Source organism: Maribacter arcticus, from assembly GCF_900167935.1.
GTDB lineage: Bacteria > Bacteroidota > Bacteroidia > Flavobacteriales > Flavobacteriaceae > Maribacter > Maribacter arcticus.
This window is the reverse complement of sequence record NZ_FUYL01000013.1, coordinates 81,733-102,493: the sequence shown is the minus strand read 5'-3', so window position 1 is coordinate 102,493 and position 20,761 is coordinate 81,733. Positions and strand designations below refer to the sequence as shown.

Here is a 20,761-nt window from a genome sequence, read left to right as displayed (position 1 = left end):
ATTATTTTTTAAATGCTATCTTAGAATGAAAACAATCAATCAACCAACATGAAAATATTTCAAATTATAGTAATTTTTATTCTAGCTTTTGTAATGCTCGCAGGGGCTTTTAATCATCTTTACGCTCCAGAAACTTACAAAGAATTTATTCCTGAATTTTTTCCTGAAACTCTTGCCCACATTTTATCGGCTATTGCTGAAGCGGCTATAGGAATAGCTCTTTTAGTTCCAAAATACAGAAAATGGGGAGGTCTTGGTTTTTTTCTACTGATGATAGCTTTCTTACCAATTCATATATGGGACTTAACTAAAGATGCACCAGCAATAGGGTCTAAAGTTGCAGCGATTATCCGTATTGCTGTTCAATTTTTATTTATGGCAGCAGGTTGGTGGATATATAAAACGTATCGAACAAAATCTTAAAGTTGTATCCCCTCTAAAGCTTTAATCGTATCGTCTAAATCAGCATAAGTTAAGGCATCATTTAAAAAATAGCTTTCAAATGCACTTGGCGGCAAGTAAATACCTTTCTCTAACATACCATGAAAATAGGCTTTAAAAGTCTCATTATCACCCTTAGCAGAAGAAGCAAAATCAACTACTGGCTCATCAGTAAAATGTACTGAAATCATACTGCCAAATCGATTAATTTGGTGGTCTATACCTTTTGCCGTTAAAACTTTAGCAATACCCTTATGTAAGTATTCTGTTTTGTCAGCTAAACTTTGAAATACGGCTGGCTTATTGTTCAGTTCGGTCAACATTGCCAAACCTGCACTCATTGCCAATGGATTTCCACTTAATGTTCCCGCTTGATAAACAGGACCATCGGGTGCTAAGTAATCCATAATTTCCGATTTGGCCGCAAAGGCACCTACTGGTAATCCTCCACCGATTACCTTCCCGTAGGTTACGATATCTGCTTTTATATTCAAAACCTCTTGTGCGCCACCTCTCGCTAAACGAAAGCCTGTCATCACCTCATCAAAAATCAACAGAATATTTTCTTGGGTACAAATTTCGCGCAAGCCCTTCATAAAAGAATCCGTTGGCACAATGCACCCCATATTCCCAGCAATGGGTTCAATAATGATGGCCGCTAATTCTCCTTTATTCGCTTTAACTAGTTCTTTTACGCCGTCTAAATCGTTGTAAGCCGCCAATAAAGTATCCTTAGCAGTACCTTGTGTTACCCCAGGGCTATTAGGACTACCAAAAGTAACCGCACCACTACCAGCTTGAATTAAAAACGAATCTGAATGGCCATGGTAGCATCCTGCAAATTTTATAATCTTATCCTTACCTGTATACCCTCTAGCTAAGCGAACCGCACTCATACAAGCCTCGGTACCACTATTGACGAATCTAATTTTATCCATATTAGGCACCATAGAAATAGCCAATTTAGCCAGTTCTGTTTCAATCTCGGTCGGCATGCCAAATGAAGTTCCATTTTTTGCCTTTTCGATAACCGCATTTATAACTGGTTCGTGTGCATGACCTAGAATTAACGGACCCCATGAAGCAATGTAGTCAATTAGTTTATTACCGTCCTCATCATATAAATATGCTCCTTTTGCCTTCTTTACAAAAATGGGATCTCCGCCTACAGCTTTAAAAGCTCTTACTGGAGAATTTACTCCTCCTGGTATATATTTTTTAGCCTCTGCAAATAAGGCGCTACTTCTTTGATAGATCATTTCTCTTAATTGATTTTGCTGAGTTTCACCTTAACTCGCTGTCCTATTGATAAATCGGAGCTTCTTAAATTATTCATTTGCATAATTTCATCAACACTCATATAATATTTTCTAGATAATGAATATAACGTATCTCCCTTTTCAACAGTATGCATTTTATCAGATTCGGTCGCAACAATTGTTGTGTTGTCATAGCCAGCATTTTTAATTTGCTTGTCATACTTATGCAGACCATGTTTCTCTATTAAATAAATAAGTTTTTGTGGATATTTTGGATCGGTAGCGTATCCTGCTTTTCGCAGCCCTTTGGCCCATCCTTTATAATCGGTGTGCTTTAAATTGAATAGAAAGGCATATCTAGACCTGGTAGTCAAGAATATACTATGGTCTCGAAAAGAATACATTGGGTGATTATATTTTCTAAAACATTCGCCCTTTTCATCATCATCATGAAAGTCATAATCACCCTCCCAACCTTTATGGCACTTTATACCAAAATGATTATTTGTTTTCATGGCAAGCTCACCCTTACCATACCCACTCTCTAAAAGACCTTGAGCTAATGTAATACTTGCCGGTATACCATAACCCAACATCTCTACCTGTGCGGTTTCGGCAAAAGTTTCTATATATTCGGAAGGAGATTCTATTCTAAACGGAATAAATTTAGATGGCTCTACCGGTAACACAACTTCGCCCTCGTTACCAGACTTAACATCACCTGATTTCTTTCGCTCATTGAGTACATTTTTTGTACGTAACTGGTCAGAGTATGCTTTTTTAGATTTACAGGAAGTAAAACTGATTCCTATAATTAACAGCAATAATATTTTCTTCTTCATATATCTAACAAAGATAAATTTTTCTTTTTCAGTACACTATTCATGCCAGCAATACCTTGCAGACCACCCGTATGTATTGCCAAAATCTTAGTCCCTTTTGCAAAAGTATTGCGCAATACCATATCGAACAACCCAAACATCATTTTTCCTGTATAAATAGGATCTAGTGGTATATGGTTTTGTTCTTTAAAATCGTTTATGAAGTGAATAAGCTCTTGCGAAATTTTAGCATAGCCTCCAAAATGGTATCCTGAAACTAACTCCCAGCGGCTATTATTAGTTATTTTCTCAATATGCTCAATTAAAAAATCACCTTTTAAAGATGAAAATCCCAGTACTTTTTGATGTGGAAAAGATGAATTTATTAACCCTGCTACTGTACCACCAGTACCCACACTAGTGCAAATAAAATCGAATTTTTCGTCTCCACTTACTAATATCTCTTGGCAACCCTTTACAGCCAGTTCATTTGTTCCGCCTTCAGGCACAAGATAAAAATCACCAAATTCTATCTTTAAATCAGCTAAAAAGCTCGTTTCTTCTTTTTTTCTATAATCACCTCTACTTACGAATTTAAAAATCATTCCATCCTCATGGGCTTTGAGCAAAGTCGTATTTTCACGCCATGATTCTCTTAGCTCTTCACCGCGAATGATTCCTATTGAATTAAAACCTTTTTCCTTAGCTGCGCAGGCAGTTGCTGCAATGTGATTTGAAAAAGCGCCACCAAAAGTCAAAATGGTATGACACCCCATTTTGTTTGCCTCTAACAAATTGTATTTCAATTTGCGATACTTATTACCTGAAATAAATGGATGTAATAAGTCTTCCCGTTTAATGGCAAGTGTCACTTGCTTTTCTACAAATAAGGGTAATTGTAAAAGTTGATTTTCTATTTGCAAATGCGTCGTAATTTAACGACAAAGATATTTAATAAAGCTAAAGGATTTTCTGCTTGACAAATAGTCTAAGTTTTTTTCATGTAAATAAGCCTCTCGTTCAAAACTAAGATTTTGATAGGCCTTATAAGAGTCTAAATACAAAATAGTACGCACGGTCCATTCTAACAAATAGAGAATATAAAATGGAATAATTAATAATTCTTGTTGCTGTCGTAAATGAATTTTTTCATGATTAATTAGAACCCCATCATTTTTTAAACTTCTATTTTTTAAAAATATAAAAGGCCATAGTGATAACCCCACATAATTTTTATAGAAGAAATGTCTAAAAACTAAAATCATAAATTTACTTTAGGTATTCTATTACAAAGATAAAGCCAAATAGTGTTTGTAAGAAAATTACTAGATTTTGTTGCCAACAATGCCGATAAAAGGTTATTAGGCTGCTCAACCTCTATTATGCCTAATACCAAAGGAATGTAGTTTAGGTTATCAACAGAATAAAGTAACTTTATATCATTAAAATGCAACTGTAGATGAAAGAGATTATTCCGATTGAGGAAGGTGATTTTTATTGGTCTGAAAATGGCTTTCGGGTTTTTACAGCGCAATACCACTACAAACGTGGTTATTGCTGTGAAAGTGGCTGTAGGCATTGCCCCTTTGGTTATGACCCAAAAACCAATACACAGTAGCCGTACCCTCTCTCATTCGGCATGATTATTGTGATAATTCTAAATAGAAAATTTAGTACTTAAAAAACCATAACGTTATGAAAAAAATTAAATTCTTTGGTCTTCCATTACTGCTTTTAGTATTTATTACCTCATGCTCATCGGTAAGAGTTTTATCAGATTATGACCAGAAAGCAGATTTTAATGGATATAACTCGTACGCTTTTTACAAAACAGGAATCGACAAAGCACAAATATCAGATTTAGATAAAAAACGTATTCTTAGAGCGATTGAAACCGAAATGAGCTCACGAGGTTTTGTAAAATCAGAGAACCCCGATTTATTGATCAGCATTTTTACCAAAGAACAAGAAAGAGTAGATGTTTACACCAACAATTATGGTTGGGGAGGCGCTTGGGGATGGGGTTATAACCCTTGGGCATGGGGACCTGGTTTTGGCTGGGGCGGAAGCACAGTTAGCGCAAGCACCCAAGGCTCTTTATATATAGACCTAATAGATAACAAGACAAACGAACTGGTTTGGCAAGGTAAAGGCGAAGGAACTCTTCAAAGCACAAGTAACGTAGCTAAGAAAGAAGCACGTATTAAGGAATTTGTTTCCCAAATATTAGAGCAATATCCTCCAAATACAGTTGCTTTAAAATAATACACACTTATTTTAATAGAAGCGGAAGTTAATAGGGCTATTATTAACTTCCGCTTTTTTATAACAAAGGAAAATTAGTATCATTCTTTACCTCGTTTAAAACGAAAGCACTTTTTACACTACCTATACTAGGTAATGAAGCTATCTTAAACTTTGCGAAATCGTAATATGCATCTAAATTTTTGACCACTACTTTCAAAAGAAAATCAAATTCACCACCCACCACAAAACATTCAACGACTTCAGGATAACTTTTAACATCTTCAAAAAATTCATCCATCATTGCTCCTTTCTGTGTTTCCAATGAAACAAAACTAAAAACAGTAATACTTTCCTCAATTTTATCTTTATCCAAGATGGCAACATAGTTCTTAATGAACCCATCTTGCTCTAAACGTTTTATACGCTCATAAACCGGGGTTTTTGTCAACCCTAGTTCTTGAGCAATTGATTTTGCAACCGTTTTAGCATCCTTCTGCAAAATTTTTAAAATTTCCCTATCAATATTATCAAGCTTATCTATCATACTTTTTCCTGTTTACGTTATAAATCGCACCTTTAAAAACAACTTATTCCTTTAAAATAACATAAATTTAGTTATTTTTACCAATTTATATATTATTAACAAATATTAAATCCTGTTTTATTAAATTTAATAGAAATTCAATATGAATGTACTACCTAGCACAAGCCAATATTGCCCGTTTTAAAGCATCTTTAGACAACCCTCTAATGAAAGAGTTTACAGATTTTTTAGAGCCGGTAAATAAATTAGCCGAAGAGAGCGAAGGTTTTATATGGAGACTAACTGATACCGATGGCAAGTCGGCGTCATATATAGAGTCTCCATTTAAAGATGAATTAATGGCAATCAATGTTAGTGTTTGGGAAGATTACGATTCTCTCTCTAATTTTGTTTATAGTTCAGTGCATAGTTACTTTCTACGAAATAAGAAAAAATGGTTTGATATAGGTGGACCCTCTCAATTCATTATGTGGTGGATTCCGGTCGAAGAAACCCCTACCTTAGAAATGGTTAAGAAAAAACTACTCCACCACGAAAAACACGGTGATACGCCGAGTGTATTTTCAATCAAAAAAATGTTCGATACACAAGGTAACAGTATAAAAAAATGAAGCAGATGAACGGTAAAGGCTATGAGAGTAATCCTATTTTAGATAAACTCCCAAAACATCTTATACAATACATAAAGCCTCAAAACTATGAGACTTATACGCCCATTAACCAAGCAGTATGGCGTTATGTGATGCGAAAAAATGTTGCCTACCTAAGTAAGGTAGCCCATAAATCATATTTAGAAGGATTAAGAAAAACTGGTATTTCTATTGACAACATCCCTAACATGTACGGCATGAACCGTATTCTAAAAGATTTAGGTTGGGCGGCGGTAGCCGTTGATGGGTTTATTCCGCCAGCTGCATTTATGGAATTTCAGGCATATAATGTTTTGGTCATCGCTTCTGATATTCGTCAGCTAGAAAACATAGCGTACACCCCAGCTCCTGATATTATTCATGAAGGAGCAGGTCATGCTCCAATTATAGGAAATCCAGAATATTCAGCTTACTTAAGACGATTTGGAGAAATCGGCTGCAAGGCGATATCAAGCGCAAAAGATTTTGAATTGTATGAGGCGGTACGCCATCTCTCTATAATTAAAGAAGCTAGGGGAACAGCGTTAGAGGAAATTGAAAAAGCTGAAAAACACATTGAATTTTTACAAGAAAATATGGGGGAACCAAGCGAGATGGCCCTTATTCGAAATCTTCATTGGTGGACCGTTGAATACGGACTCATCGGCACTGTAAAAGATCCGAAAATATATGGAGCAGGACTTTTGTCTTCTATTGGCGAAAGTCAATGGTGTATGACCGACGAGGTTAAAAAGCTACCCTATTCGCTAGAAGCCGCAAGAACTTCGTTCGATATTACAAAACCTCAACCTCAACTCTTTGTAACTCCAGATTTTGCATTTTTAAGTCAGGTTTTAGAAGATTTCACCAACACGATGGCGCTACGTAGGGGTGGTCTTAGTGGTTTACAAAAATTGATTACCTCTAAAGAACTAGGAACAATTGAGCTAAGTACGGGCTTGCAAGTATCTGGAAATTTTGAAACGTTAATTGAGCATGACGGTAAACCAATCTATTTTCAAACCAAAGGAAAATCAGCCCTTGCCTATAGAGAGAAAGAATTAGTAGGCCAAGATATTAACCAACATGAAACTGGGTTTGGGTCACCAATCGGTAGATTAAAAGGTATAAACATACCTATTGAAGACATGAGTCCGCGCGACCTTAAGGCCTACAAAATTTATGAAGGTGAAGTCGTATCGTTAGATTTTACAGGAGGCATTAATGTTACAGGTAAAATAGTCACGGGTACACGTAATCTGCAAGGACGGATTATTTTAATCACCTTCGAAAATTGCAAAGTCACCCATAACAATAAAATTATTTTCGAATCGAACAACGAATTATATAATATGGCCATTGGCGAAGAAATAGTTTCTGCATACCATGGGCCAGCAGATTTAAAAAGCTTTGATTTACTAGACCATACGCTAAGTAAGGTGTCTATAAATTATGACATTACCAACCTAAATGAACTTGAATCGTATTATAAATTAATACGTGATTTTAGAGAAGGAAAGAATACCATTATTTCAAGAACCAAGGTGTTTCAAGAAATACAGCAGAAATATCCGTTAGATTGGTTATTGCCCATAGAAATATATGAATTGGCGGTAAAAAGTGCAGATAAGGCATTGACCGACAGTATAAAAATTCATCTTGAAACCATTAAGCAAAATCAGCCAAACTTAGGCCAATTGATAGATGATGGCTTGGAATTGGCTTCAACAGAGATTGAAACTACGGCTTAATGACCTGCAAACCTTCTAAAGATTCAATCATTTGTTCTTGGTAGGTTAAACGCCAACCCATAGAATTTGTAAGAATATAGAACTTCTGCAATTCACTTATCAATCTGTTTTCAGCATTGGTTCTTAAAGATGAGGCTTCCACCTTTTTCATCAATGAAGTGTTTACCGTTTTTTTAATTTTATTATAATCGGCAGCATCGAATTGGTTCAAATAGTCTGCGGTAACGTCATAATATTCAAAATCTGGATTCAACTTAATTTCTGCTTCTGGTATACTATTTATTTTAACCGTTTTAGTTGCCATATCAATTTCAAAATCTATTTGACTTAAATCGTAAGCAACCGTTACATCTGCATTTACTACCACTAGCGCTTTTTTCTCGGCACGCAATAACTGACCAAAAAGCTCTTTAGAATCTTTATAATTATACACCTCAGCAAAATGGCCTTCAGTAACTATCAATTTAGAAACGTTTGTGATTTCTTGTTGAATAAGCATGGAGTTCTCCTGCAAAATCGACTTATCTTTCTTACTGTCATTACAGGAACGAATAATAAAAACTATTGCCAAAGTAATTACGACGCCAGCTATAAATTTTTTCATGCTTCAGGAAGTTTGAAATCCATAAATGGATAGGTTTGTTTTATATATGCAATTTTACCCCGTAGCGATGTTAAAAAATTTTGATGAGCCATACCGTTCGGATTAAAAGCCCGATGTCTCAACCCTCGCTGTATCTCATCAACCTTAGTCATTGTATCACTAACGCTATCATCAATCCAAACCTCACAGAATTTTTCCCAAATATAATCAACAGCCATTTCATTAGGGTGCACCATGTCTTTTACATAAAAACGATAATCACGCAACTCATCCATCATAATCTCATAACTTGGAAAATATGAAATCTTATCGGTATCAATTAGTTGATGAATAGCAGAAATTAAATGCGCCTTGCTCAATTGATTCTGTACAAACCCATCTTTTAAATGCCGTACCGGAGATACCGTGAAAATAAATTGAACTTCCGGATTTACTGAATGAACCAACTCGATAGTTCGCTTTAAACTCTCTTTTACATCTTCAACACCCAGTAATTCTTTCGTGAAATTTGAGTGAGGTACTTTATGACAATTTGCAACTACTTGCTTGCTAGAAGTATTTCGATATACCCAAGCAGTACCAAAAGTGATGATGACGTGACTTGCCTTTTTCAATTGAACCAATGTACGTTCAACCGCGAAATTTAAATCTGAAATTAATTTTTCTTTGAACGGATTACTTAACTCTGAATGCGCATCAAAACAATGCCATTGTTCATTTATATTGAACACATCATTTTCAACATAAACATCTTGTTGAACCGCCCTTTGAATCAGTTTTTCAATTGCCAATGGATGAAATAAAATCCCAAACGGATTCTGTAACTCCTGAAACTTATAGTGCTTAAGTTTTTCTCCTATATTTTGTGAAAAACATGAACCCAATAAAAATAATTGACTTGAATAATCAATTGTAGATTTTGCTTTTGAAAGTGGAATTTGGGTTAAAAGATTCATTTTGGTCGCACACTTTCGTTTAGCTTGTGAAAAACTTGATATGGATAAATTTCATAAATAACGTTATCCTCATTAATCGTGTTATCTCCATTTTCAAATGCCATTTTCTCCCATTTCACACCTTCTTCCACATCACCTAATTTAGTCATACTCCTACCTTTAAAGTAAAGCGCATCAGCAAAATTCTCATAAACCATTAAAGACATATTAAAAGATTCAATAGCCTCTTGATAATTACCAAGTTCAAAATCTGCAATACCCAAATAATACCAATCTAGATAATGACATGCCTCTTGTGGCAGGTCTTTAGGAAAGTCTTTAAATTGTTGCTCTTTACTTAAAAGTAAGAACTCTCTAGCCTTAGAAAATTGATTTAATTGAAGGTAATCTAAGCCGATGTAAAAATTATAAGTGTGGTCCATTACATAACCATCGCCATACTCTTTTTTGGCTCTCATAAATTCGGATATAGATTTTATGTAATCCTTAGAAAATATGCATCGCATAAATCCGCTATAATCCAACCATTTTTTAGGATCATGCTCAACAGCTTTCTCTAAAAATGGCTTACCCAACTGATACTTTCTTGCCTTATATAAAGGCATAGCCTTTTGCTGCCAAAGCCAACCGTTATTTGGCTGAATGGCAAGAGCTGAGTCTAAAAATTGTTGATGTTCTAAAGAATGTAAAGGCGTGCTAAAAGCTTTTTGAATAAAACCTTTAATCCGCATTGAATCGACAGAGGTAAGTGCTATAGCTTCGGAACCATCTGTACTGTTTTTTTCTTTGGTTGCCAAATTGCACGAGACAACACTCAGTAAAATAATTAAATACTTTTTCATAAAACTATCAAGTTATTTAACTCCTTCAAATTAAAAAAATGAAGTGTTTCTATCTACATTTTGAAGATAGTCTTAAATTTTTATTTAATAAGATGACCGTACTCTGAAACAATTTTAGCCTATTTAAAACATCAGAATAAATAAGGTGTTATTGCAAATATTCCTTGGCTTTATCTAAGGCCTCGCTTATTCCGTCAGGATTCTTACCACCTGCCGTTGCAAAGAAAGGTTGACCACCGCCACCACCTTGTATATATTTACCCAATTCTCTTACAATAGTACCGGCATTCAACCCTTTTGACGCAACCAGTTCTTTTGACACATAGCAAGACAAAAAAGCTTTACCATTTTGTTCCGTTCCAAAAAGCAGAAAAAGGTTGTCCTTATTATTGCCCATTTCAAAACATAGGTCTTTTACGCCACCTGCATCCAAATCGATATGTTTGGCTAAAAACTGCACTCCGTTCACTACTTGAAGCTCCTGTAACAATTCTCCTTTAAGATTCTTTGCCTTGTCTTTCAACAATTCGGCAACTTGCTTTTTAAGATTACTATTTTCGTCTTGCAAACCAACCACACTTTTAACTGGGTCTTGAGAATTTCCTAAGACATCTTTTATCTTAGACAAAAGCTTATCATTATCTACATGAAAATCTTTCACTGCATCGCCTGTTATAGCTTCGATTCTTCTAATACCCGCCGCTACCGCACCTTCTGACTTAATTTTAAACTGCCAGATTTCGCTCGTATTTTTCACATGGGTTCCACCACATAATTCGATAGACTGTCCAAATCTTATCGTACGAACCGCATCACCATATTTTTCACCAAACAATGCCATCGCACCTGCTTCTACAGCATCTTTCATTGGCACATTTCGCTGTTCCTGCAAATGTAATTGTCCATCAATTCGTGCATTTACAAAATTTTCAACATCATGCAGTTCTTCACTCGTGAGTTTAGCAAAGTGAGAGAAATCGAAACGTAAATATTTAGAGTGCACCGATGAGCCTTTTTGCTCAACATGCTTACCTAGAATTTCACGCAATGCTTGATGTAGCAAATGTGTTGCCGTATGATTCGACTCTGTTCTACTACGTTGCTTTTTATCTACTACGGCTTTAAAACTCTCACCTAAATGCTTTGGTAAATTCTTAGCGAAATGAATAATTTCATTATTCTCTTTTTTCGTGTCGGTAATATAAACAACATCACCATGTGTATCTTCTAAATAGCCCTTATCCCCTACTTGACCACCACCTTCGGCATAAAATGGGGTTAGATTAAAGACTATCTGAAACTGAGTACCATCTTTCTTTGAAACTATTTTACGATACTTAGTAATCTTCACCTCAACATCAAGTAAATCATAACCAACAAATTCTTGCTCGTTATCATCTACTAAAATTTCCCAATCTTGCTTTGAAACAACAGATGCAGATTTAGACCTATTCTTTTGTTGCTGCATAGCGGTATCAAAACCAGCTTCATCTAATTCATAGCCTTTTTCGCTTAAAATCAATGCAGTCAAATCTATGGGGAATCCGAAAGTATCATATAATTCAAATGCTTTACTACCATCAACAGTTTTACCTTTAGTATTTGTTATAATAGTATCTAGTAAAACCAACCCTTGATCAAGGGTCTTTAAGAAAGAAAATTCCTCTTCTTTAATTACGTTTTCGATTAACTGCTTTTGGTCTTTCAATTCTGGATAAGCATCACCTAAAGAATCGGTAAGCACATTCACCAAACGATACATAAACGGCTCTTTCGTATTCAAAAACGTAAATCCGTAACGTACCGCTCTTCTCAGAATTCTTCTTATCACATAACCTGCTCCTGTATTGCTAGGTAATTGGCCATCTGCAATAGAAAAAGAAACCGCACGTATATGATCGCTTATAACACGTATAGCAATATCAACTTCTTCATTTTTACCGTAATCAGAATTGGTTATTGTTTCAATTTCACGAATCAGCGGTGTGAAAATATCGGTGTCATAATTCGATTGTACGCCTTGTAAAACCATACAAAGACGTTCGAAGCCCATACCTGTATCAACATGTTTTGCAGGTAAACTTTCTAAAGAGCCATTAGCTTTTCGATTGTACTGCATAAATACCAAATTCCAAATTTCTACAACTTGAGGATGATCTTGATTTACTAAACTAGCTCCAGAAACTTTAGCCTTCTCTTCTTTCGAGCGAATATCCACATGTATTTCGGAACATGGCCCACACGGACCTTGATCCCCCATTTCCCAGAAATTATCCTTTTTGTTTCCCATGATAATTCTATCTACAGGAACAATTTTTTTCCATAAAGCATAAGCCTCATGGTCTTTTTCTAATTTATCGGCATCTTCACTTCCTTCAAATACGGAAACATAAAGACTTTCTTTATCGATTTTTAAAACTTCTGTCAATAATTCCCAAGCCCATGTAATAGCTTCTTCTTTAAAGTAATCACCAAAACTCCAGTTGCCCAACATTTCGAACATGGTATGGTGGTAGGTATCTTTACCTACTTCTTCTAAATCATTGTGCTTACCACTTACCCTTAAACATTTTTGCGTATCAACAACCCTTGTATTCTTAGATTGACTAATGCCTAAAAAATATTCTTTAAATTGGTTCATACCCGCGTTTGTAAAAAGTAGGGTTGGGTCATCTTTTATAACCATTGGTGCAGAAGGAACAATTTTATGTCCTTTACCTTTGAAAAAATTTAGAAACTGGGTTCTTGTATCCTTGGAATTCATCTAAAATGCTAAGCTTTTACAAATTTTAACGGTTTATATAAAACTATTTTTATATTTGTTTGTTCCGTTAAAATTAAATAACAAAAATAGGATAAATTACATTCATGTCTAAGGTAAAATACTATTACGACCCGGACACCCTGTCGTACCGTAAAATAGAGCCCGTAAAATCAAAGCGCTATAGAAATATCGCATTCTTTGTTTTAGGGTCTTTCCTATTTGGACTTTTATCTCTTATTCTTCTTTTAAACACCAACCTGATTAATACCCCCAGGGAACTTTCTTTGGCTCGTGAAGCAAAAAATTACGAGCTTCAATATGAGCTATTGAACAAAAAAATGGAACAGATTGAGGAGGTTCTTGGTAATATTGAGGAACGCGACAATAATATTTACCGACTATATTTTGAAGCAAATCCAATACCAGACGAACAACGAAAAGCAGGATTTGGAGGTATAAATCGATACAAATCATTAGAAGGCTTCAACAATTCAGAAATGATTGTCTCTACTACAAAAAGGTTAGATATTATTAAAAAACAAATGGCCATACAATCTAGATCATTAGATGAGATTACCAAGTTGGCCGAAGAAAAAGAAAAGTTATTAATGTCTATTCCTGCAATTCAACCTATAAATAACGAAGACCTTACTCGTATGGCTTCTGGTTATGGCTGGAGGTCAGACCCTTTCACCAAAGCAAGAAAAATGCATTATGGTATGGATTTTACGGCTCCAAAAGGAACCCCGGTTTATGCTGCTGGAGATGGCACAATTTCCCGAGCGGACAATAATTCTTCAGGATATGGCAAACACATTCGTATCGAACATGGTTATGGGTATTTAAGCCTATATGCTCATTTGAGCCAATACAACGTAAAGAAAGGTCAAAAAGTTAAACGTGGTGATTTAATAGGTTTTGTAGGTAGCACAGGACGTTCAGAAGCACCACACGTACATTATGAAGTCTGGAAAGACACAGACAGAATCAACCCAATCAATTTCTACTATGGCAGTTTATCTCCAGAAGAATTTGAAAACATGTTGAAATTCGCTAATCAAGAAAACCAATCATTGGATTAATGCAAATAGAACTTCCAGAAAAAAGGTATTATGGCATCGGCGAAGTAGCTCGTGCTTTTGGAGTCAATGCCTCACTAATTCGTTTTTGGGAGAAAGAATTCGATGTGCTTCAGCCTAAAAAAAATGCAAAGGGCAATAGAAAATTTACACCCCAAGACATTAAAAATCTTCAGCTTATTTATCATTTAGTAAAAGAAAGAGGATTTACCCTTGATGGTGCCAAAACACATCTTAAGGAAGAAAAACAGAAAACACTTTCAAATTTTGATATTATTCAAAAATTAGAACGTGTAAAAGCTGAACTAAATAAAATTAAAGACCAATTATAATACAACCAATATGAAAAAAGGAATTATTGCATTAATTGTCATTGTAGTAATAGCATTCGGGCTATACCAATGGGGCGTAGGCTTCAACAATACAGCAGTAGCATTAAAAGAAACTTCTACTAAAAGTTGGGCGAATGTAGAAAGTCAATATCAACGTAGAAATGATTTAATTGGTAATTTGGTAAAAACCGTACAAGGTGCAGCCGATTTTGAAAGAGGAACATTGACCGATGTAATCGAAGCAAGAGCGAAAGCTACTTCAATAAGTATTGATCCTGCTAACATTACACCAGAGCAATTGGCACAGTTCAATCAAGCACAAAGCGGACTTAGCAGCGCATTAAGTAGATTATTGGTAACCGTAGAGCGTTATCCTGATTTAAAGGCTAATCAAAATTTTCTTGAACTTCAATCTCAATTAGAAGGTACTGAAAATCGAATAAATGTAGCCAGAGATAGATTCAATGCAACCGTTGAGCCTTATAATCTACATATTAAGAAATTCCCGAATTCAATACTAGCAGGCTTCTTAAACTTTAACGAATTGATATATTATAAAGCTGATTTAGGTTCTGAAAATGCACCAGACGTGAATTTTGAATTTGATTGATTCCCAAATGTCGAAAGTAGAAGATTTTTTGACCGTAACAGAAGAGCAAGAAATAGTTGACGCTATTTTAAAGGCTGAAAAAAATACTACTGGTGAAATTAGAGTGCACATAGAAGCACATACTCAAAAAGACCATTACAAACGCGCTCAAGAAGTCTTCCATTTGCTAAAGATGGATAACACCAAGCAAGAAAATGGCGTGCTTATCTATGTAGCCGTAAATGACAGAAAGTTTGTTATCTGTGGTGACAAGGGAATTGACAAAGTAGTTCCTTCAAATTTCTGGCAAACTACTAAAGATACCATTCAAAGTCATTTTATTAAAGGAGCATACAAAGAGGGCATTATAGCTGGTGTTTTAAAAGCCGGCACTGAATTGAACAGCCATTTTCCATGGCGTTCAGATGACACCAACGAATTAAGCAATGAGATATCTAAAGGTTAGCCTTATACTACTTTTTCTTTGGTGCAAACCTGTTTGGAGTCAATTTGAGATTCCTGATAAACCAGCGCTACAAACAAGTGTTTACGACTATACCAATTTACTAAGTGACCAACAAAAAAATGAGTTAAGTCAGAAGTTGGTTAGATATTCTGACAGTACTTCTACTCAAATAGTAATTACTATTATCTCAACCACTAAAGGTGAAGACATTAATTATCTCGGCGCTAACTGGGGACAAAAATGGGGTATTGGCCAAGAAGGAAAGGACAATGGCATTTTAATCATTTTAGCGCAGGATGATAGAAAAATCGCCATTAGTACAGGCTATGGCGTTGAAGGCTCATTAACCGATGCTCTTTCGAAAAGAATTATTGAAAATATTATTCTACCAGAGTTTAGAACCGGTAATTTTTATGGTGGCCTAGATAAAGGATCCGATGTTATTTTTCAAGTACTGAATGGAGAATTTAAAGAAAATCGAACTTTTGACAATAATGAAGGTTTTCCTTTTTCCTCAATACTGCCCTTTATTATATTCATTGTGATTCTTTTCATTCTATGGAGTCGTAAAAATGATAACAACAATGGCAGTGGCGGAAAACGTAGAGGCTTAAGCCCTTGGGATATGATTATACTTAGCAATATGGGGCGCTCAAATGGTTCTGGAAGATTTGGTGGCAGTAGCGGAGGCGGAAGCTTTGGCGGTGGCGGATTCGGCGGAGGTTTTGGTGGTGGTGGCTTCGGCGGTGGCGGTGCTTCTGGAGGGTGGTAAATTTTATTGATTACTAGCCTAACCAAAAAAATGGTCAAATAATTTTACTTTCATAAAACTACTTGACCAATTCTTAATTTCAAAAAAACTATTTCTTACGCATAAATACCGTAATCGGTACTCCTGTAAAATCGTATTCCTCTCTAATTTTATTCTCTAAATAACGCTTGTAAGGCTCCCGAACATATTGTGGAAGATTACAGAAAAATGCAAATTGAGGATAAGGAGTAGGTAACTGCGTACAGAACTTTATTTTCACAAACTTTCCCTTATAAGCTGGTGGTGGGTAGTGTTCTATAATTGGTAACATTGTTTCATTAAACTTACGTGTAATGATTTTCTTGTTTCTGTTATTATAAACTTCTACCGCCGTTTCTATAGCCTTAAAAATTCGTTGTTTTGTAAGCACTGAAACAAAAAGAATTGGAACATCTGTAAATGGTTCAATTGCTTTTTTGATTTTATCTGTGTAGTGCTTTATGGTATTGGTTTCTTTGTCTTCTACCAAATCCCATTTGTTTACTAAAATTACAATTCCTTTATGGTTACGCTGTGCAAGCCAGAAAATATTTTCTACCTGTCCGTCAAAACCTCTAGTAGCATCCAATAGTAAAATACATACATCACAATGTTCAATTGCTCGAACAGAACGCATAACCGAGTAAAATTCTAAATCTTCCTTTACTTTAGATTTACGACGGATACCTGCCGTATCGACTAAGTTAAATTCAAACCCGTAGCGATTGTATTTTGTATCGATACTATCTCTTGTAGTACCTGCAATATCTGTAACTATATATCTTTCTTCACCAATAAGTGCATTTATAAATGAAGACTTTCCTGCGTTAGGTCTACCAACAACGGCAAATCTTGGCAACTCACTTTTCTCCTCAACAACATCTGGCAATTCCTTAACTAGAGCATCTAGCAAATCACCTGTTCCACCACCATTGATACTCGACAGTGTATAATACTCGCCTAATCCTAATGAATAAAATTCAACTGCATCCTCTGCACGTTTAGCGTTATCTACTTTATTTATTGCTAAGAAAACAGGTTTTTTTACTTTACGTAGTAATTTCGCAACATCCTCGTCCATACCGGTTACACCAGTTTCTACATCGACCATAAATATAATGGCATCGGCTTCATCAATAGCCAACTCAACTTGCTTATCAATCTCTTTTTCGAAAACATCATCACTACCGACAACATAGCCACCCGTATCAATAACCGAAAACTCTTTGCCGTTCCAATCACTTTTACCATAATGACGGTCACGTGTTACACCACTAACGGCATCAACAATAGCTTCACGTCTTTGAATCAATCGATTAAATAAAGTAGATTTACCTACATTAGGTCTTCCCACAATGGCAACAATAGCACTCATAGCTTAAATTTGGCGCAAAGGTAGTGCTTAAAGTGGCAAATACAACAAAACTTAAATAGAGAGATTAGACCTAATCTCTTGAAGATTTCTTAAACTTGGTAAAGACTGCTTTTTAGAGGTAGTCAAATAAGGTTCTCCAATTATTCTTTTACGAATAATTTTAGCAGGCGAACCGTAGGCTAGTATATTATCACCAAAGCTTTCTACAACTAAAGAACCAGCCCCAACAATTGAATGTTTACCAATTTCAATTCCATTAATAATGTCAACTCCTAAACTTATAGCAGAAAATTGACCAAGATATAAATTACCCCCACAACATACCGAAGGCGCTAGACTAGAATAAGATTCCATAATTCCATCATGCCCTAGAGAAGAATTCGTGTTTATTATACAGAAATCATGAATTATAGAATTTGCATTAACTATTGCTCCTGGCATAAAAACGTTTCCACATCCTAAAAGCACATCTTTACCCAATATTGACTTCGGATGTACTGTATTTACAAAATTAAAATTGGGAACTATTTTTAATATTTTATCAACAATGAGCTTTCTTATCCAATTGTCTCCAATTGCTACAATACCACCAACTATGTTAAATCTATTTATTAAATATGGAAGGTCAAACTCACTACCAAGAACTTGATATCCATTAATTTTTGAGTCTTTTTTTTTGTATGAATCAACAAACCCAATAACATTATATTTACCCTCTTTTTCTAAACAATCCAGAACAACACTACCATGGCCAGAGGCTCCAAAAATAATTACATTTTGCATTTCATCGGGGTTTTTGAACGCTTTGTCGATGATTCAAATATAACACTTTCTTTTTTATTTGAATCACTTAAATACAGAATAGGGCAATTATTTTATTTTAAACGTCAAAAAAATATGCAAAATCCACACTAACCAATTGATTATTAAAAAGTATTTTTTTTAGACTTAGGACACTGCAAGGATATTAAAAAAGAAAATGTATGAAAATTGTTCTGAAGCCAAAGCAATTAATAGAAATAACATACTACTTATTATACCCAAACCGTCTTAGCTGCCTAGAATCACTTCGCCAGTTTTTATTCACCTTAACATACAGTTCAAGATGAACTTGTTTGCCAAAGAACTTTTCTAAATCTTTTCTAGACTCAACACCAACTCGTTTTAATGCAGCTCCTTTATGACCGATGATAATTCCCTTTTGAGAATCGCGTTCAACCATAATTACCGAGCGCATGCGAATAATATCCTCATCTTCAAAAAACTCCTCTGTGTCTATTTCTACAGCATACGGGATTTCCTTTTTGTAGTTTAAAAGGATTTTCTCACGAATGGTTTCATTAACAAAAAATCGCTCAGGCTTATCAGTTAACTGGTCTTTCGGATAGTAGGCTGGAGCAACAGGCATTAATTCAATAATACGTTCAAATACTCCTTTAATATTAAAATTTGATAATGCAGAAATAGGATGCAGCTCTACATTAGGCAACATTTCTTGCCAATACTGAACTTGCTCCTCCAATAATTCTTGTGTAGCCGTATCAACCTTATTCAACAACAACAATACAGGAATCTTGCTGTTTTTTATTTTTTCGAAAAATGCTTCGTCTTTTAAAGCCTTCTCCCCTATCTCAACCATGTATAGAAGCACATCAGCATCTTCAAATGCAGATTTCACAAAACCCATCATACTTGACTGTAACTCATATGCTGGTTTAATAATACCAGGAGTATCAGACAAAATCATTTGAAAATCATCACCATTGACAATTCCTAAAATTCGATGCCTTGTTGTTTGTGCTTTTGACGTAATAATTGACAATTTCTCACCCACAAATGCATTCATCAGTGTGGATTTGCCAACATTGGGATTTCCAATAATATTTACGAAGCCTGCCTTATGATCTGCCATCTTTCAACTTTATTAAGTATTTTTTCATTTCCGCATTCACCTTTGGAGCCAACAAAAGTACGGCAATCATATTCGGTATTACCATTAGTGCATAAGACAAATCAATTAAATTCTTAACTAGATCCAGTGAAGCAACAGCAGCGAAAACAATCATAATCACAAAATACCAGTTATAGAGGCGTCCTATTTTTGCATTGGTTAAGAACGAAAGCGATTTTACACCATAGTACGAGTAGGTGAATAAGGTTGAAAGTGCAAAGGCAGTTACGATAACCATTAGCAGTACATCGCCCCAACCAAACAATGTAGTTTTGAAAGCTGAAAGCGTCATTACAATACCACTAGTATCTTCCAAATAAGCTCCGCTTAAAATGATAACAATAGCCGTAAAGGTGCAAACTAGTATTGTATCAATAAACGGACCCAACATCGCCACCAAACCTTCTCGAATAGGCTCATCGTTTTTAGATTGGCCATGATACATTGGTGCACTACCCAAACCAGCCTCGTTAGAGAACATTGCTCTACGCACTCCTATAATCACAAGACCCCAAAAACCACCTGTTGCGGCAGATTTTAAATTCCAAGCCTCAGTCAAAATCATTTTTAAGGAAGGTAATATCATTTCAGAATTTAAGGCCATTACCACTAACACCGCTACTAAATACAATGCCACCATAAAAGGAACTATAGCAGAGGCTACTTTCGCTATTTTCGTTAATCCGCCAAATATTACGAATGAAGTGATAATTGCTAAAATAATACCTATTGTCCATTTCCAATTTTGATCACTCATCTCAAAAAATGCAGTAGATGGCTCAACGACACTCATAAAAGTTTCAGTAAACTGATTTGCCGTAAAAACACCTAAAAAACCAAAAAGACCACAAACAGCAAAAAATACAGCTAGTGGACGAGCTTTTTCACCCAATCCTTTGGTAATATAATACATAGGGCCACCTTGCAATTTTCCGTCGGAATCTGTCCCTCTATACATTATAGACAAACTACAGGAATAAAACTTAATACACATACCGATCAAAGCGGTCATCCAAATCCAAAAAACAACTCCTGGGCCACCGTCGTGAATAGCAATTGCTACACCAGAAATATTCCCTAAACCAACTGTGGCTGCCACTGCTGCAGACAAAGCTTGAAAAGAACTAACATCTCCAACAGAATTTTCATCGTCATATTTACCAGCAGTAATAGCAATTGCATGACCAAAAAAGCGATAAGGCATAAATTTGGAATAAAAAACAAGAAAGAGTCCGCCGCCAATTAGCAAAAGAAACATTGGCCACTCGGTATAAGGAAGTGCGCTTGCTATAAAATCATTAATTGTATCCATAAATTGCTA

23 protein-coding genes are annotated in these 20,761 nt (G+C 35.4%); 10 read left to right on the top strand and 13 right to left on the bottom strand.

The features are described from left to right. Nucleotides 1–48 precede the first annotated feature (48 nt). Nucleotides 49–423 (top strand): DoxX-related protein, encoded by a 375-nt coding sequence (locus B5X55_RS17790; RefSeq protein ID WP_079514426.1) that lies wholly within the window; start codon nucleotides 49–51, stop codon nucleotides 421–423. Here the strand turns inward: B5X55_RS17790 and hemL are convergent. Genes hemL through B5X55_RS19095 form a run of 4 tightly spaced genes read right to left on the bottom strand, consistent with a single transcriptional unit; the run spans nucleotide 420 to nucleotide 3,786 of the window. Continuing rightward, nucleotides 420–1,700, bottom strand: a complete 1,281-nt coding sequence (gene hemL / locus B5X55_RS17785; RefSeq protein WP_079514424.1) for a glutamate-1-semialdehyde 2,1-aminomutase — start codon at nucleotides 1,698–1,700, stop codon at nucleotides 420–422. The two genes, B5X55_RS17790 and hemL, sit on opposite strands and share 4 nt — an antisense overlap. Nucleotides 1,701–1,705: 5 nt before the next feature. After that, nucleotides 1,706–2,542, bottom strand: a complete 837-nt coding sequence (locus B5X55_RS17780; RefSeq protein ID WP_079514422.1) for a glucosaminidase domain-containing protein — start codon at nucleotides 2,540–2,542, stop codon at nucleotides 1,706–1,708. After that, a complete protein-coding gene (locus B5X55_RS17775; RefSeq protein WP_079514420.1) occupies nucleotides 2,539–3,444 on the bottom strand; it encodes a 1-aminocyclopropane-1-carboxylate deaminase/D-cysteine desulfhydrase in 906 nt (301 codons plus the stop codon). Before B5X55_RS17775 ends, B5X55_RS17780 begins: the two co-directional genes overlap by 4 nt. Nucleotides 3,445–3,456: 12 nt before the next feature. After that, nucleotides 3,457–3,786: a hypothetical protein gene (locus tag B5X55_RS19095; RefSeq protein WP_079514418.1), complete on the bottom strand. Its 330-nt coding sequence runs from the start codon at nucleotides 3,784–3,786 to the stop codon at nucleotides 3,457–3,459. Between the two features lie 194 nt (nucleotides 3,787–3,980). Between B5X55_RS19095 and B5X55_RS18830 the strand changes: the two genes are divergently transcribed. Then, nucleotides 3,981–4,139 (top strand): C1orf53 family protein, encoded by a 159-nt coding sequence (locus tag B5X55_RS18830; RefSeq protein WP_159447566.1) that lies wholly within the window; start codon nucleotides 3,981–3,983, stop codon nucleotides 4,137–4,139. Nucleotides 4,140–4,216: 77 nt separating this feature from the next. Next, nucleotides 4,217–4,786 (top strand): DUF4136 domain-containing protein, encoded by a 570-nt coding sequence (locus B5X55_RS17760; RefSeq protein WP_079514414.1) that lies wholly within the window; start codon nucleotides 4,217–4,219, stop codon nucleotides 4,784–4,786. A gap of 58 nt (nucleotides 4,787–4,844) precedes the next feature. Here B5X55_RS17760 and B5X55_RS17755 read toward each other — a convergent pair whose 3' ends face one another. Next, nucleotides 4,845–5,312, bottom strand: coding sequence for an Lrp/AsnC family transcriptional regulator (locus B5X55_RS17755; protein ID WP_079514412.1), 468 nt, complete (start codon nucleotides 5,310–5,312; stop codon nucleotides 4,845–4,847). A 146-nt stretch (nucleotides 5,313–5,458) separates the two neighbouring features. Between B5X55_RS17755 and B5X55_RS17750 the strand changes: the two genes are divergently transcribed. Further along, nucleotides 5,459–5,923 carry a DUF3291 domain-containing protein gene (locus B5X55_RS17750; protein ID WP_079514410.1) on the top strand — a complete coding sequence of 155 codons (465 nt, stop codon included), beginning with the start codon at nucleotides 5,459–5,461 and terminating at the stop codon, nucleotides 5,921–5,923. Beyond that, the gene (locus B5X55_RS17745) at nucleotides 5,920–7,692 is read left to right on the top strand and encodes an aromatic amino acid hydroxylase (protein ID WP_394332858.1); all 1,773 of its coding nucleotides are present in this window, start codon (nucleotides 5,920–5,922) and stop codon (nucleotides 7,690–7,692) included. The genes B5X55_RS17750 and B5X55_RS17745 overlap by 4 nt, the downstream gene beginning before the upstream one ends. Here the strand turns inward: B5X55_RS17745 and B5X55_RS17740 are convergent. The 4 genes from B5X55_RS17740 to alaS all read right to left on the bottom strand — a co-directional run bounded on the left by B5X55_RS17740 (nucleotide 7,682) and on the right by alaS (nucleotide 12,858). Further along, a complete protein-coding gene (locus B5X55_RS17740) occupies nucleotides 7,682–8,296 on the bottom strand; it encodes a DUF4230 domain-containing protein (RefSeq protein ID WP_079514408.1) in 615 nt (204 codons plus the stop codon). The two genes, B5X55_RS17745 and B5X55_RS17740, sit on opposite strands and share 11 nt — an antisense overlap. After that, complete coding sequence (locus B5X55_RS17735) at nucleotides 8,293–9,252, bottom strand: GSCFA domain-containing protein (protein ID WP_079514406.1); 960 nt, start codon at nucleotides 9,250–9,252, stop codon at nucleotides 8,293–8,295. The genes B5X55_RS17740 and B5X55_RS17735 overlap by 4 nt, the downstream gene beginning before the upstream one ends. Beyond that, nucleotides 9,249–10,094: a tetratricopeptide repeat protein gene (locus B5X55_RS17730; RefSeq protein ID WP_079514404.1), complete on the bottom strand. Its 846-nt coding sequence runs from the start codon at nucleotides 10,092–10,094 to the stop codon at nucleotides 9,249–9,251. The genes B5X55_RS17735 and B5X55_RS17730 overlap by 4 nt, the downstream gene beginning before the upstream one ends. A 148-nt stretch (nucleotides 10,095–10,242) precedes the next feature. After that, nucleotides 10,243–12,858, bottom strand: a complete 2,616-nt coding sequence (gene alaS / locus B5X55_RS17725) for an alanine--tRNA ligase (RefSeq protein ID WP_079514402.1) — start codon at nucleotides 12,856–12,858, stop codon at nucleotides 10,243–10,245. Between the two features lie 104 nt (nucleotides 12,859–12,962). Here alaS and B5X55_RS17720 point away from each other — a divergent pair, with 104 nt between their 5' ends. Genes B5X55_RS17720 through B5X55_RS17700 form a run of 5 tightly spaced genes read left to right on the top strand, consistent with a single transcriptional unit; the run spans nucleotide 12,963 to nucleotide 16,096 of the window. Beyond that, a complete protein-coding gene (locus B5X55_RS17720) occupies nucleotides 12,963–13,940 on the top strand; it encodes a M23 family metallopeptidase (RefSeq protein ID WP_079514400.1) in 978 nt (325 codons plus the stop codon). Continuing rightward, nucleotides 13,940–14,269, top strand: coding sequence for a MerR family transcriptional regulator (locus B5X55_RS17715; protein WP_027066328.1), 330 nt, complete (start codon nucleotides 13,940–13,942; stop codon nucleotides 14,267–14,269). The genes B5X55_RS17720 and B5X55_RS17715 overlap by 1 nt, the downstream gene beginning before the upstream one ends. A gap of 10 nt (nucleotides 14,270–14,279) precedes the next feature. Continuing rightward, complete coding sequence (locus B5X55_RS17710; protein ID WP_079514398.1) at nucleotides 14,280–14,879, top strand: LemA family protein; 600 nt, start codon at nucleotides 14,280–14,282, stop codon at nucleotides 14,877–14,879. A gap of 7 nt (nucleotides 14,880–14,886) precedes the next feature. Further along, the gene (locus B5X55_RS17705; RefSeq protein ID WP_079514396.1) at nucleotides 14,887–15,324 is read left to right on the top strand and encodes a TPM domain-containing protein; all 438 of its coding nucleotides are present in this window, start codon (nucleotides 14,887–14,889) and stop codon (nucleotides 15,322–15,324) included. Further along, nucleotides 15,305–16,096 carry a TPM domain-containing protein gene (locus B5X55_RS17700; RefSeq protein ID WP_079514394.1) on the top strand — a complete coding sequence of 264 codons (792 nt, stop codon included), beginning with the start codon at nucleotides 15,305–15,307 and terminating at the stop codon, nucleotides 16,094–16,096. Before B5X55_RS17705 ends, B5X55_RS17700 begins: the two co-directional genes overlap by 20 nt. A gap of 88 nt (nucleotides 16,097–16,184) precedes the next feature. On the opposite strand, the gene der is transcribed toward B5X55_RS17700, so the two are convergent. The 4 genes from der to B5X55_RS17680 all read right to left on the bottom strand — a co-directional run bounded on the left by der (nucleotide 16,185) and on the right by B5X55_RS17680 (nucleotide 20,752). Continuing rightward, on the bottom strand, nucleotides 16,185–17,489 hold the full coding sequence (gene der, locus B5X55_RS17695) for a ribosome biogenesis GTPase Der (protein WP_079514392.1): 1,305 nt from the start codon (nucleotides 17,487–17,489) through the stop codon (nucleotides 16,185–16,187). Nucleotides 17,490–17,540: 51 nt separating this feature from the next. Beyond that, entirely contained in the window at nucleotides 17,541–18,272 is a 732-nt protein-coding gene (locus tag B5X55_RS17690; protein ID WP_079514390.1) for an acetyltransferase, read from the bottom strand. 244 nt (nucleotides 18,273–18,516) lie between these two features. After that, on the bottom strand, nucleotides 18,517–19,401 hold the full coding sequence (gene era, locus B5X55_RS17685; RefSeq protein ID WP_079514388.1) for a GTPase Era: 885 nt from the start codon (nucleotides 19,399–19,401) through the stop codon (nucleotides 18,517–18,519). Continuing rightward, nucleotides 19,388–20,752, bottom strand: coding sequence for an alanine/glycine:cation symporter family protein (locus B5X55_RS17680; RefSeq protein WP_079514386.1), 1,365 nt, complete (start codon nucleotides 20,750–20,752; stop codon nucleotides 19,388–19,390). The genes era and B5X55_RS17680 overlap by 14 nt, the downstream gene beginning before the upstream one ends. Nucleotides 20,753–20,761: the final 9 nt, after the last annotated feature.